Genomic DNA, 12,288 nt, shown 5'->3' on the forward strand with positions numbered 1-12,288 from the left:
TGTCAGTTAGTTTTTTTGATATTCAAAAGTAACAACAGACCACTCGTACAAGCTGTCAGGAAGACCGTACTCACCTTCACCATAAATCACACCTGGTTCCGCGTATTGTCCTCCTCTCTTAGTGGCCATAAACTCGCGATGTCCACGTCGGTACTGAATCAATGGGCTGACCATCTCGTATTTGGTTCCTTTTTCAAGCTTGCTGTCATCAATAACCAAATAACGAGTCATACGAATGGTTGCACCGGTTTTACAGTAACCTTCCGCTGAATAGTCGATCGCTAAGAATGGGCGAGGATCATTAGGGTCCAATAGTGCACTACAGCCATCAAAACGAGCAATATGCATCCACACAGCTCGCACTGCCATTGGGTCATCATTATCTGTTGGCCTCATCAGCAACAGGGCAACTTTACCTTCGCCATTCTCAACCAATTCAGCATCTGTAGGCTCTCGTAATAAGCTCGCTCCCATAATACCAAATTCACTTTCTTCTAAATTAGCGAATCTTTGTGCATTCAATTCACTACCAACGACCGTTTGACCACTTGTTAAATGTGTGTACTTATCCGCCACACCAGAAGCAGAGAGGTTGAGTGCTACTGTTACCGGAGTGTCACTCATCTCTTTGTAATCGCGGGTTTCTTTCTCAGCAACACGAATTTGCACAACGCTACTAGAATCATAACCTTTTAAGGTGATAACACCGCGTGAAGGATCTAGTGACGCTATATTTTCACGTCTGGTGTTGTGTAGTACGTAACTGCGCTCGCCAATTGCTCGACCAAAATCTAGCACCACTTCTTTGAAGGGTTCAAACTCTACGTCTTGGCGAAGTACAGATAAACCAGGGTGATCGGCTTTGCCTATTTTCCCCTGATAGCTGACCTTTTTAGTTAGGTAGTTACGTCCTGTCAGCGTGGCTTCAACCATGTAATCTCCAGCGTGCAGTATCGTTAACTCGCCATTGTTTGAAGCCATTTTTACAGACGGCGCTGATTGGTTGATCAAGCGATATTCAGCTTTGACACCATCACCGTTTAAATTAGGTTGTAACTTGTCACCAGAGCCATATGTCGCTTGTGGATAGGCAATAGTCGCACGGCTCTCAATCGGTTTAACGGTAACACTAAAGCTTGCTTGTCCAGCGGAGTATTGCTCATTGCCCACATCAGACACGACAATTCTTGTGTTGCCAGCATTCAGAATACGCATTTCACCTGAGTTAGGGTCTAATGAAACCACATCGGTTTCTGAACCTTCAGCAAACGCATAGCTGACCTGACCAACCACTCCTGAAATTGTCGGTTTGGCTACCGATGGTTTAAGCGCGTTCCAATTAACTTCGACATCAGAGCTAATCTGGATTCGACTCGGTGCACTCAATATGGTGAAGGTTACCGTTTGCTCTGGTCCCGCGGTATAGTTCTGACTCTCTTTACGACGTAACGTTAAGGTTGTCACACCCGCTTTATACACGTGAACCAGACCATTCGCGATGGCATCAGCAACACTCGGCTGGGTATTATCGAGAACTTCAATTCCATCGCCAGAAGCGAGCAACTCAAAATCACGTAATAACTGGAACTGATGATTTGTGCTGTATACAACCTCATAGTCTTTCACAGGCATTGCTGAGCCTTGAGCCTTGGCGACATTAAGAACGACATCAAACTGAGTCGATTGATAATACTCACCACCATCATCTTCAAAGCGTAGCGTATAGCTGCCTGCTCTATTTACATAGATTTTACCGGCAGCAATTTGCAGCCCTTCAGGAATAGAATCAACTAAACTGAGTTTGCCTTTCTGACCAGCAAACTGCAGTGGAACTGTTAACTCATCTTGATAAGTGAGAGCAATTGCAACATCTTCCATGTCTGGGTGCGGTGCTGGAGCAATATCAACCGTGATTTGAGTTTGCGTATTAGGAAAATTGCGTATTTCTCGCTCAATAATGTCGATTTTTGCTTGACCGACACCTTGTATGATCAGAGCGTCTCCATTTGGGGATACACGAACAACATCTTGCCCTTCAGCCACATCAAAATAGTAGTCGCCCTTTGCATTGCTAACGAGAGGATACAGCGATTGGTTAGCACTGTAGTTTGCAGCGATATTGATAGAGTTGAGCGGCTGACGCTTACCTTTGGCAACGTTCACCACAAAACGGGCTGTTTGTTGCTGCTGAACAAAACCTTGGCTGTATGTTGCCGTCGCCTCTATTTCGACCTGCCCTGCGTTATGAATCAACAGTAAACCGGTGTTCTTATCAAGAATTTCAACAACATCGGATTGGACGTTACTGTCAGCAAGCTTAAACGTAAGACTCTCAGTTTCGACGTCATCCAGTCGAACTGGTTCTAGCGTTAAACCGTCCCTATAAACAGGGCTTAGAGGCGCAAACTGTAATTGTTCAGCACCAACTTGGAAAACATGGACATTGGCATAAATATCGCGCGCTTGGTAATAATCATCTCCCGTATCGTGAATACGGATTCGCGCCTGACCTTGCGCTCCAATAGCATACACGCGACCATTTTGGTTTACGCGAACCAAGTGCTCATCACCATCAACCACTTCAAAGCTTATTTGGCCTCGTTGACCACGAACAACCAATAACTCACCGTCTTTATTCAATGCGTTCAAATTGAGTTCGTTGACCACTAAATCGGGGTTAGTGCCTTTGCTCACTGTCACAGTGAACTCTGCCTCAGAAGACTCATAAATCGAGCTGTTATCCGTCGCTTTTACCTTCGCGATGCCAGGGCGCAGAATCTGCAATTGCCCAGATTCATCAATTTGGACCACATTAGAAGGTGTTGAAGAGAGAATTTGGTATGTGATCGTGCCCTGCACATTGCTCATCGTTGTATTAAGAACGTGACCAACGCCATCAAAGGCAAGCGTTGTGTCTTCTACCTTTAACTGAGCACGGCTTTGCTTGGTCGTTTGAGTTGAAGAGTTTGAATTATCGGGTTTGGAATCACCGCCCCCACCACCGCAACCTGCAATAACAGCAGCGAAAAACAAGAGAAAATAATATTTTTTCATTTTTTGTAATAATTTCTTACATCAGGAATGTGGCGCGATAATAATACGATGTTTTATTCATCACCACCCCCATTTGGGATTAATTTCATACCTATCAACCCCGAAATACATTCACAAGATCCATAAATTGCCGACAATTTTCGAAAACTTGCAAAAATAAAAAACAAGCAAACGTTTACCTTACGTTAAGTTATTAAATTAGCGATAATAAATGTTGGGTTTTCAACAGGTTAAAATATAAGCACCAAATCACACTTTGAGGTGCTAATAATTGTAAGAGGTAAAAGAAGTGAGCCCTAAAAAGGCGCTCACGGAGATGTGAAAGAGAAATTAAACGCCATAAATTGGAAGCTCAGTAGTGTACTTTATCGGTTCCATAGCAAAGGTTGATGTTACGTTGGATAAACCTTTTACACTGTTCACCAATCGTTTATAGAACTCATCAAAACACTTCATGTCTTTGACGACCACTTTCATCATATAGTCGTATTCTCCTGCCATGCGATAGAACTCCATCACTTCAGGGAAATCACTTACGGTCGTCACAAAATGGTTATACCACCCTTCAGAGTGATCACTGGTTTTGAGCTGCACAAACGCAATGAAGGATAAATCTAACTTCTCCGCACTCAGTAGCGCGACACGCTTTTCAATATAGCCTTCATCTTCTAGCTTTTTTAAACGCTTCCAGCAAGGCGTGGTCGTCAGATTAACTCGCTCAGCTAAGTCATTTAATGACAAGGTTCCATCATTTTGGAGGAAAGAAAGCAACTGCTTATCGATTTTATCTAAGCCCATTACTATAAAAACCCTTTAATGCAGAAAATTTTTCTACTTTTGATAAATAACAGAACAATAATAGCAAAGTTTTTCTCTGCAGTTATAGGTAGATTATCCCTATAGACAAAAACAACTACCCTACAGAATTTCGAGGAGTCATGTTATGTGTACTGACCACAACTGGATCAACAATGCTGTACGCAAAATCGAAGCAGACTTTCAACGCTCAGCAGATACCCACTTATTCAAGTTAGATCTACCTTCTTTGGAAGGCATCGATATCTACTTAAAAGATGAAAGCACCCACCCGACAGGCTCACTAAAGCACCGCTTGGCACGCTCGCTGTTCCTTTACGCGATTTGTAATGGTTGGGTTGGTCCAGAAACCACGGTGATCGAAGCATCATCAGGCAGTACAGCGGTTTCTGAAGCGTACTTCGCTCGTCTTCTTGGCTTACCATTTATTGCGGTGATGCCAAAAACGACGGCACGCAAGAAAATTGAACAAATCGAATTCTACGGCGGCAAAGCGCACCTTGTTGACCGTTCAGACCAAATTTACGATGAGTCTCGTCGACTAGCGAAAGAGCTAAACGGTCACTACATGGACCAATTTACTTATGCTGAGCGCGCAACTGACTGGCGTGGTAATAACAATATTGCGAACTCTATTTTTAGCCAAATGGAGTTGGAAGATCATCCAATCCCAAGTTGGGTTGTAATGAGCCCAGGTACGGGTGGTACGTCGGCAACCATTGGTCGCTTTATTCGTTACCAAAAATACGACACAAAACTGTGTGTGGTTGATCCAGATAACTCGGTATTCTATGACTACTTCCAGTCTGGCAACGCAGAGATTAAAGGCGAAAACGGCAGCAAGATTGAAGGTATCGGTCGTCCACGAGTAGAGCCTAGCTTTATCGCAGGTGTGGTAGACGAAATGCGCAAAATTCCTGATGCAGCAAGCGTAGCAACAGCACATTGGCTGTCTGGCTTAATTGGTCGTAAAGTTGGCGCGTCGACAGGCACCAACCTATATGGTGTTCTTCAGCTTGCATGTGAGATGAAACAACGGGGTGAGACTGGCTCTATCGTAACGCTTCTGTGTGACTCTGGTGAACGCTACCTAGACACTTACTACAACACGGATTGGGTAAAAGAAAACATCGGTGACATTCAACCTTACCTAGCACAGCTTGAAATTATTCAGTCAAAAGGTTGCGTTGAACCAGCATGTTGCGGTCCAATCACTGAGTAAAACTCAGACGCCAAATAAAGAAACAGCCCGCTCAATCAGCGGGCTATTTTTTTATCTGCTTAATACAGAAAAATCACTTCTTCTGGCGTGCTTCAAATGCAGCCAATTGCTCTGGCGTTGCTTTAGGTTGGTGGTTCTGTTTCCATTCATCGTAAGTCATGCCATAGACACGCTCACGAGCATCATCGATATCGATATCCGCACCTAGTTCTTCAGCTTCTGCTTTATACCATTTGCTAAAGCAATTGCGGCAGAAACCAGCAAGGATCATGAGATCAATGTTTTGCACGTCTTTATTTTCATCCAAGTGAGCCAACAGGCGACGAAATGTCGCTGCATCAAGCTTGTCTTGCTCTTCTTGGGTTAGATTTTTGTACTTGAATTCAGCCACTTTACTTTCCTTTTATTTATCTCGCAGTTCATAGCATAGAAATGAGTGAGCGTGCTGAGTCTAAAATTTGCGTCATTACAACAAATTTCCTTGTAAAATCACGCACTCACCCAAAAGACTGATATGATAACCGCCAGTTATCTTATTGATTAAATTAATACTAATTCTAAAAACGGTCTTTCACAAAGGTTATCGCCAAGTTATGAAAAACGCCATCCTATTATTATCTGCATTGACCATGAGTCTGCCAACTTTCGCTACTCAAGAACAAACTCACCAATCTTATTTGTACCTTGGAACTGGTAATGTGGGCTTCGACACGCCGGAGTTTGGTTCTGATCGAGACAGTGGTTGGTCAACACCTCATATTACAATTGGCTGGGGCTACAACGTAAACCAATACCTTGCGTTTGAGGGTGTGTTGCGTTATTCACAAAATGAACTTAAGAATGATTCTCTTAAGAATGATTCTCTTAAGACAGATTTAGACCTTCATTACTACCAAGCAGGTATGTCAGCCGTACTAACAAGCGATAACTTGGGTGATACACCATTGTCACTATTTGGTCGCGTGACCGCATTGGGTACTCAAGCAGAAATGTACATTCCTGATGTTCAAAAAGTCACCGATGACTCTGGCGCGCTATTCAACGTTGGTGCAGGTATTCACTGGGACATGAGTAAAGATATTTGGCTTCGTGCTGAGTACATCTACAATGTGGCAGATATGGGCTTTGATAACTTTTATGACAGCTATGAAGGTGTCCAAGTAAGCTTAGGTAAACGCTTTTAATCAGACTTTCTCAAGCTTATATAACGTTCAGAATTGAAGACAAAAAAACCGAGGTCATTACCTCGGCTTTTTTGAATTTATTGCACGGAGTCACTAAGCAACTTATTGTTCAGAAAACTGACCAGCGGTGTCTTGCTTCACATGACTACTGCCTTGACCCGCATCCAATGAGGTCAAAATGTTTTCTTGGCGATCTTGAATCGCGCCTGTTAACTGCGGTAACGCAGTTGTCGCTAATAGCGCCATTGCACCAGCAACTAAAACCATCTCAACCATGTAACTGCCACGGAATTTTTTCAAGGGAACACCTCAATAGTAACGCCAGCCAAAGTAGTAATCCTCAGATACATTGCCTGCCAAGACCCATCATTCGGTCAAACACGATGAGCGAGTCCTGTGCCCCTCGAAGAAGTGGCGAAATAACAACCAATAATTATCATTAGATCTATAAATACCCAAGCGGAAAATATAAAAAAACCGAACAAAAATTGTTCGGCTTTTATATTCAACGTCTTAGCGGTAACACCTTATGGATGAGCAATACGTCCTTTTGTGTCGTGGCTTAGCGCTTTGCTCAACTCAGCCTCTACATGACCAGGTGAACGTGTCTTCGCAGAGATCAATCGGTACATCGCAGGGATAACAAACAGTGTCACTAATGTCGCAAAGCCCATACCGAAGAAGATAACCGTACCGACAGCCACACGGCTTTCATAACCCGCGCCTGTCGACATGATCAAAGGAATCGCACCGGCAAGTGTTGTGAATGCAGTCATCATGATCGGACGTAGACGACGAGCTGCCGCATCAGTAATCGCTTTTTCAAATTCAATGCCACGGTCACGTAACTGGTTAGCAAACTCAACGATCAAGATGCCATTCTTAGTTACCATACCGATCAACATGATCATGCCGATCTGACTGTAGATGTTCATCCCTTGGCTCATCACTACCAAACCAAGGAAGCCACCAAAGACCCCCATCGGCACAGTGAACATTACCACTAGAGGGTTGACGAAGCTTTCGAACTGCGCCGCCAATACGAGATATGCAACTAACAATGCCAAGGCAAATACAACTGCAACACTGGCTTGGTTCTCTTTGAAGTCCTTTGACTCACCAGAATAGCTCACTGAAATATCACCCGGCAGGTTATCAATCGCTTCTTGGTCTAAGAAATCAAGCGCCTCACCTAAAGTGTAGCCTTCTGATAAATTGGCAGTAATGGTGATGGATTTCTGTTTGTTATAGTGGGACAAACGAATCGATGCAGCCACTTCTTCTACCTTAGTCACCGTATCTAAAGTCACTAGCTCACCGCTGGTAGTGCGCAAGTAAATCTGGCTTAAGTCAGCCGCGTTATTGAAGCTATTTTCATCACCTCGAAGGTAAACATCATATTCTTCACCACGGTCAACATAAGTCGTTTCACTTTTACCACCAAGCATGATTTCCAGAGTTTCAGAAATGTCTTGAACACTCACGCCAAGTTCAGCCGCGCGGCGTTTGTCGACAGACACCAATAGCTCTGGCGTTTTCTCTGAATAATCGATTTCAGCGCCTTCCATCATTGGTGATTCTTCAGCTTTGTTCTTGAGCATTTCTGCCCAGACTAATAGCTCATCGTAGTCCGATCCGCCCAAGACAAACTGCACTGGTTCGCTCGATCCACCACGGAAACCCGGCATGAATGGGAAGACACGAACGTCAGGAATACCTGCCAGTGATTTGCGAACTTGATTCAACGCATCTTGAGCAGTGACATCACGTTCGTTCCAGTCTTCCAGAATCATGATAACGAAACCCGTTTGGTCACCCGCTTGACCACCGAATGCTGGTGTTTGGATACTGAACGATTTCAAGAATCCTTGCCCCAGTAACGGCATTAAGCGATCTTCTACAATGTCCATGTTCGCTGACATACGGTTATAGGAAGTTGCATCAGCACCACGAACAAAGGCAAAGATCACGCCTCGGTCCTCTTGCGGAGTTAACTGTGCAGGCACTTGATTCATCAAGAAGTAACTGCCACCCATACACGCGATAATAACCAAAGGTGCAGCCCAACGAACTTTCAACGCACCGCGCAGCGCTTTACGATAACCTGCTTCCAATTTCGCAAACAGCTTATCAACGGCTTGATTAAATCGGTTTGGTTTCACGTTCGCTTTTAGAATTTGACTGCCTAAAACAGGAGTAAGCGTCAAAGCAATTAAGGACGAGAAGATCACCGACATTGCCAACAAAACTGAGAATTCAGTAAACAGCAAACCGACCATGCCATCCATAAAGGAGATCGGCAGGAATACCATCACAAGAACTAACGTTGTGGCGATAACAGCAAAACCTACTTCACGCGTACCTTTGTAAGCCGCCAATAATGGTGATTCACCACGTTCAATATGGTGGAAGATGTTCTCTACTACTACGATTGCATCGTCCACAACCAGACCAATAGACAAGATCAACGCCATCAAGGTAATGAGGTTAATAGAGAAACCGAAATAGTAGGCAGCGATGAATGATGAAATCAGTGACACTGGTACCGTCACCGCAGGAATCAACGTTGCTCGTGCCTGACCGATAAAGATGTACAAAACCAGAATTACCAGACCACCCGTAATAAAGAGTGTACTGTAGACCTCATCGATCGAACGTTCGATAAAGACAGTGGCATCATAATCAATAGCTAGACGAGTCCCATCTGGCAAAAACTTCTGGATTTTATCCACTTCAGAACGCACAGCCTGCGCAACTTCTAAAGGGTTCGCATCTGATTGAGGCACCACCCCCAAACTGATGTTCACGACACCATCACTCTTAAAGGTCGAGTTTTCGTTTTCTGCACCGATGAACACATCAGCCACGTCTTTTAGGTAAATAGGCGTGTTGTCACTTGCACGTTTCACCACAAGGTATTGGAAATCTTCTGGCGTGTTGTATGTACGGGCAGTTCGCACTGACATCACTGTCGAATCGTTTCGAACTTCACCGCCCGGACTTTCTAAGTTTTCACTACGAAGCGCTGCTGTAATATCAGAGGCAGTAACCGAACGTCCTGCCATCAGATCTGGTTTGAGTTTCACGTACATCACTTTGTACAAACCACCAGACAGATCGATAGAACTAACACCCGAGATCAAACTGAAACGGTCCATAAGCACACGTTCGGCATAATCCGTCAATTGTGTGCGGTCCATCTCTGATGAGCTGAGGTTAATATAGAGAGAAGCTTCACCAGAACCATTGTTTTTGTAAACAACAGGATCATCAGCTTCATCTGGCAACGAACGCTGTGCTCGAGCTACCGCATCACGAACATCACTTACGCCAGTATTAAGGTCATAACCCAATTCAAAAGTGATGGTGATACGCGACATGCTGTTGCGCGTAGTGGAGCTAATTTCATCAATTCCACTGATGCCCGAAAGTTGATCTTCCAGTACCGAAGTAATTTGGCTTTCAATGATGGTTGCAGAAGCGCCTTCATAACGAGTGCTGATCGATACAACTGGACTTTCGATATCTGGCATTTCACGCACTGCAAGTTTGGTAAACGACACAAAGCCGAATACACATAGCAGCATGCTTAATACCAGCGCCGCAACAGGGCGTTTTACGGAAACGTCAGAAAGTAACATTAATTTGCTTCCTTAGCCGCTTCGTCTTGCGCGCCCTGCTCACTGGTTGCATTCGCAGTTTTCGCTTTTCCTGGTGCGATGATTTCTTTCACTTCGACGCCATCGCGCATGTTCACAATACCTTGCACGACAATCTTGTCGCCAATCTCTACACCAGATTCAATCACCACTTCATTATCGACACGTGCTCCCAAGAACACTTCTTGACGCTTCGCTTTGTTGTCTTCATCAATAACGTACACAAAACGCTTCGTTCCGGAATATTCCAGCGCTTGAACTGGGATAATTGGTGCTTCAATCGCAGGGAATGCCAAAGACGCATTCATAAGCATGCCTGGCTTCAGATGGTTTTCTGGGTTGTCGAATTCGATACGAATACGTAAGTTCAACGTTTCTGCACTGATACGAGTATCGATGCCTGTAACTTTACCGACAAAATCAACACCGCTCCAAGCGCTGGTAGTCGCGTGAACCTCCATACCAACAGATAACATGGATAGGTAACGCTCAGGTACTTGCAGATCCAGTTCCATTACGGACAAGTCATCTAACGTCAGCAACTCAGAGCCTGCACTGACCATTTTTCCTCGACTAAAATCGATAAAACCAACCGTACCGGCAAAAGGTGCACTGATATTTAGATCCGCTAGGTTAGCTTTTGCTGCATCTAGACGCGCTTCCGCAATCTCTACGCTTGCTTTTTGCGCATCAATTTCCGTTTGAGTAATGGCATTACGTTTCACCAAACGCTGAAACTCTTTTAACTTACGCTGTTCATCTTTTAGGTAAGCTTTTGCTTCTACTAATGCTGCTTGCGCTTTGTCATCATTTAGTAGAATGAGCAGCTGATCTTGTTGAACGTTTTGATTGGCTGTTACGGGGATATCTTTTACCTTGCCAGCAACTTCAGAAGCAACAATCACTGATTGGGCAGCTTCTAGCTTACCAATCAATGATAGGGATTGGTTGATTTGATGCGTCTCTACTTGTTCAGTTACGACCGTAACCGTCGATGGACCACGTTTTGCAGCAAAAGCCGCAGGTGATGCCATTAAAATAGAAAGCGTTAGAACGGATAAAGTGGCTCTCATACTCATAATTTTGACTACTAAACAGATAAACTTATGTCATTAAACTGATTACAGTTTATCAGTTGATACGACGCCTAACGTCAAGTAGTGTAAATTCAAGTAAAAAGTCAGTTTCTCTTTTGTATAAACGACATACAAAACGCTGACTTTCTACCATCTTTGCCCAAAAAGGCAGCATTCAACTTAAAAACGTAAGAAAAACGCTTTACAGCTTGAGCGAGTTTGCTATGATGCGCTCCGCACTTGAGAGATGTGTTGGGAAAACATTCTTAAGTATAAAAATACCCTGGAGGGGTTCCCGAGTGGCCAAAGGGAGCAGACTGTAAATCTGCCGGCACTGCCTTCGATGGTTCGAATCCGTCCCCCTCCACCATATTCTTTCTTATGTTTTTCCTTTGAACATGAGAACAACTTGGAAGCTAGGTTGGGAAACTAATTTTCAAGCATGCTCTTTGTAGTATGAAAACACCCTGGAGGGGTTCCCGAGTGGCCAAAGGGAGCAGACTGTAAATCTGCCGGCACTGCCTTCGATGGTTCGAATCCGTCCCCCTCCACCATATTCTTTCTTATGTTTTTCCTTTGAACATAAGAACAACTTGGAAGCTAGATTGGGAAACTAATTTTCAAGCATACTCTTTGTAGTATGAAAAACACCCTGGAGGGGTTCCCGAGTGGTCAAAGGGAGCAGACTGTAAATCTGCCGGCACTGCCTTCGATGGTTCGAATCCGTCCCCCTCCACCATATTCTTTCTTATGTTTTTCCTTTGAACATGAGAACAACTTGGAAGCTAGGTTGGGAAACTAATTTTCAAGCATGCTCTTTGTAGTATGAAAACACCCTGGAGGGGTTCCCGAGTGGCCAAAGGGAGCAGACTGTAAATCTGCCGGCACTGCCTTCGATGGTTCGAATCCGTCCCCCTCCACCATATTCTTTCTTATGTTTTTCCTTTGAACATAAGAACAACTTGGAAGCTAGGTTGGGAAACTAATTTTCAAGCATACTCTTTGTAGTATGAAAAACACCCTGGAGGGGTTCCCGAGTGGCCAAAGGGAGCAGACTGTAAATCTGCCGGCACTGCCTTCGATGGTTCGAATCCGTCCCCCTCCACCATATTGAAGAAGCCAGCTCATTGAGCTGGCTTTTTTCGTTCTATACCTATCAATTTTCAATGACTACCCCACTATCTGGCTAAATCTAGTCTCACTCACAGCGCGATTTTTAGTGATCTTTCGTTAAGTAGTACGACACCTAGATACTTTTAACTAGCTCTGCTTGAGAG

At 44.2% G+C, this 12,288-nt stretch carries 8 protein-coding genes and 5 tRNA genes; 7 read left to right on the forward strand and 6 right to left on the reverse strand.

Translation table 11 applies throughout. The features are described 5' to 3' along the window. Positions 1 to 6: 6 nt before the first annotated feature. A complete protein-coding gene (locus tag ABMY42_RS09870; RefSeq protein ID WP_349266264.1) occupies positions 7 to 3,054 on the reverse strand; it encodes a cadherin repeat domain-containing protein in 3,048 nt (1,015 codons plus the stop codon). A 330-nt stretch (positions 3,055 to 3,384) separates the two neighbouring features. Continuing rightward, positions 3,385 to 3,852, reverse strand: a complete 468-nt coding sequence (locus tag ABMY42_RS09875) for an Lrp/AsnC family transcriptional regulator (protein WP_017188345.1) — start codon at positions 3,850 to 3,852, stop codon at positions 3,385 to 3,387. Positions 3,853 to 3,997: 145 nt separating this feature from the next. On the opposite strand from ABMY42_RS09875, the gene ABMY42_RS09880 reads away from it, so the two are divergent. Next, positions 3,998 to 5,092 carry a PLP-dependent cysteine synthase family protein gene (locus ABMY42_RS09880; RefSeq protein ID WP_009698329.1) on the forward strand — a complete coding sequence of 365 codons (1,095 nt, stop codon included), beginning with the start codon at positions 3,998 to 4,000 and terminating at the stop codon, positions 5,090 to 5,092. 73 nt (positions 5,093 to 5,165) lie between these two features. On the opposite strand, the gene ABMY42_RS09885 is transcribed toward ABMY42_RS09880, so the two are convergent. Continuing rightward, a complete protein-coding gene (locus ABMY42_RS09885; RefSeq protein ID WP_005446621.1) occupies positions 5,166 to 5,483 on the reverse strand; it encodes a DUF1244 domain-containing protein in 318 nt (105 codons plus the stop codon). 202 nt (positions 5,484 to 5,685) lie between these two features. On the opposite strand from ABMY42_RS09885, the gene ABMY42_RS09890 reads away from it, so the two are divergent. Continuing rightward, positions 5,686 to 6,276, forward strand: coding sequence for a porin family protein (locus ABMY42_RS09890; RefSeq protein ID WP_038899108.1), 591 nt, complete (start codon positions 5,686 to 5,688; stop codon positions 6,274 to 6,276). 102 nt (positions 6,277 to 6,378) lie between these two features. On the opposite strand, the gene ABMY42_RS09895 is transcribed toward ABMY42_RS09890, so the two are convergent. The 3 genes from ABMY42_RS09895 to ABMY42_RS09905 all read right to left on the reverse strand — a co-directional run bounded on the left by ABMY42_RS09895 (position 6,379) and on the right by ABMY42_RS09905 (position 11,014). Continuing rightward, on the reverse strand, positions 6,379 to 6,576 hold the full coding sequence (locus ABMY42_RS09895) for a type II secretion system protein (RefSeq protein WP_009698330.1): 198 nt from the start codon (positions 6,574 to 6,576) through the stop codon (positions 6,379 to 6,381). Between the two features lie 227 nt (positions 6,577 to 6,803). Continuing rightward, positions 6,804 to 9,917 carry a multidrug efflux RND transporter permease subunit VmeF gene (vmeF, locus tag ABMY42_RS09900; RefSeq protein WP_349266265.1) on the reverse strand — a complete coding sequence of 1,038 codons (3,114 nt, stop codon included), beginning with the start codon at positions 9,915 to 9,917 and terminating at the stop codon, positions 6,804 to 6,806. Next, the gene (locus ABMY42_RS09905; protein ID WP_061065716.1) at positions 9,917 to 11,014 is read right to left on the reverse strand and encodes an efflux RND transporter periplasmic adaptor subunit; all 1,098 of its coding nucleotides are present in this window, start codon (positions 11,012 to 11,014) and stop codon (positions 9,917 to 9,919) included. Before ABMY42_RS09905 ends, vmeF begins: the two co-directional genes overlap by 1 nt. A 282-nt stretch (positions 11,015 to 11,296) precedes the next feature. Here ABMY42_RS09905 and ABMY42_RS09910 point away from each other — a divergent pair. The 5 genes from ABMY42_RS09910 (at position 11,297) to ABMY42_RS09930 (ending at position 12,119) form a co-directional block, all read left to right on the forward strand. After that, positions 11,297 to 11,381 (forward strand) — tRNA-Tyr (locus tag ABMY42_RS09910). A gap of 99 nt (positions 11,382 to 11,480) precedes the next feature. Continuing rightward, a tRNA-Tyr gene (locus ABMY42_RS09915) sits at positions 11,481 to 11,565 on the forward strand. Positions 11,566 to 11,665: 100 nt separating this feature from the next. Next, positions 11,666 to 11,750, forward strand: a tRNA-Tyr gene (locus tag ABMY42_RS09920). 99 nt (positions 11,751 to 11,849) lie between these two features. Next, positions 11,850 to 11,934 (forward strand) — tRNA-Tyr (locus tag ABMY42_RS09925). A gap of 100 nt (positions 11,935 to 12,034) precedes the next feature. Then, positions 12,035 to 12,119, forward strand: a tRNA-Tyr gene (locus tag ABMY42_RS09930). Positions 12,120 to 12,288 lie beyond the last annotated feature (169 nt).

It is taken from the genome of Vibrio sp. SSH13-20, from assembly GCF_040104475.1.
Taxonomy (GTDB): Bacteria; Pseudomonadota; Gammaproteobacteria; order Enterobacterales; family Vibrionaceae; genus Vibrio; species Vibrio harveyi.

What these genes read in the sequence shown, in the direction of transcription:
- ABMY42_RS09870 (WP_349266264.1), bottom strand. Translation starts at nt 3,054, where the DNA reads ATGAAAAAATATTATTTTCTCTTGTTTTTCGCTGCTGTTATTGCAGGT.
- ABMY42_RS09875 (WP_017188345.1), bottom strand. Translation starts at nt 3,852, where the DNA reads ATGGGCTTAGATAAAATCGATAAGCAGTTGCTTTCTTTCCTCCAAAAT.
- ABMY42_RS09880 (WP_009698329.1), top strand. Translation starts at nt 3,998, where the DNA reads ATGTGTACTGACCACAACTGGATCAACAATGCTGTACGCAAAATCGAA.
- ABMY42_RS09890 (WP_038899108.1), top strand. Translation starts at nt 5,686, where the DNA reads ATGAAAAACGCCATCCTATTATTATCTGCATTGACCATGAGTCTGCCA.
- vmeF (WP_349266265.1), bottom strand. Translation starts at nt 9,917, where the DNA reads ATGTTACTTTCTGACGTTTCCGTAAAACGCCCTGTTGCGGCGCTGGTA.
- ABMY42_RS09905 (WP_061065716.1), bottom strand. Translation starts at nt 11,014, where the DNA reads ATGAGTATGAGAGCCACTTTATCCGTTCTAACGCTTTCTATTTTAATG.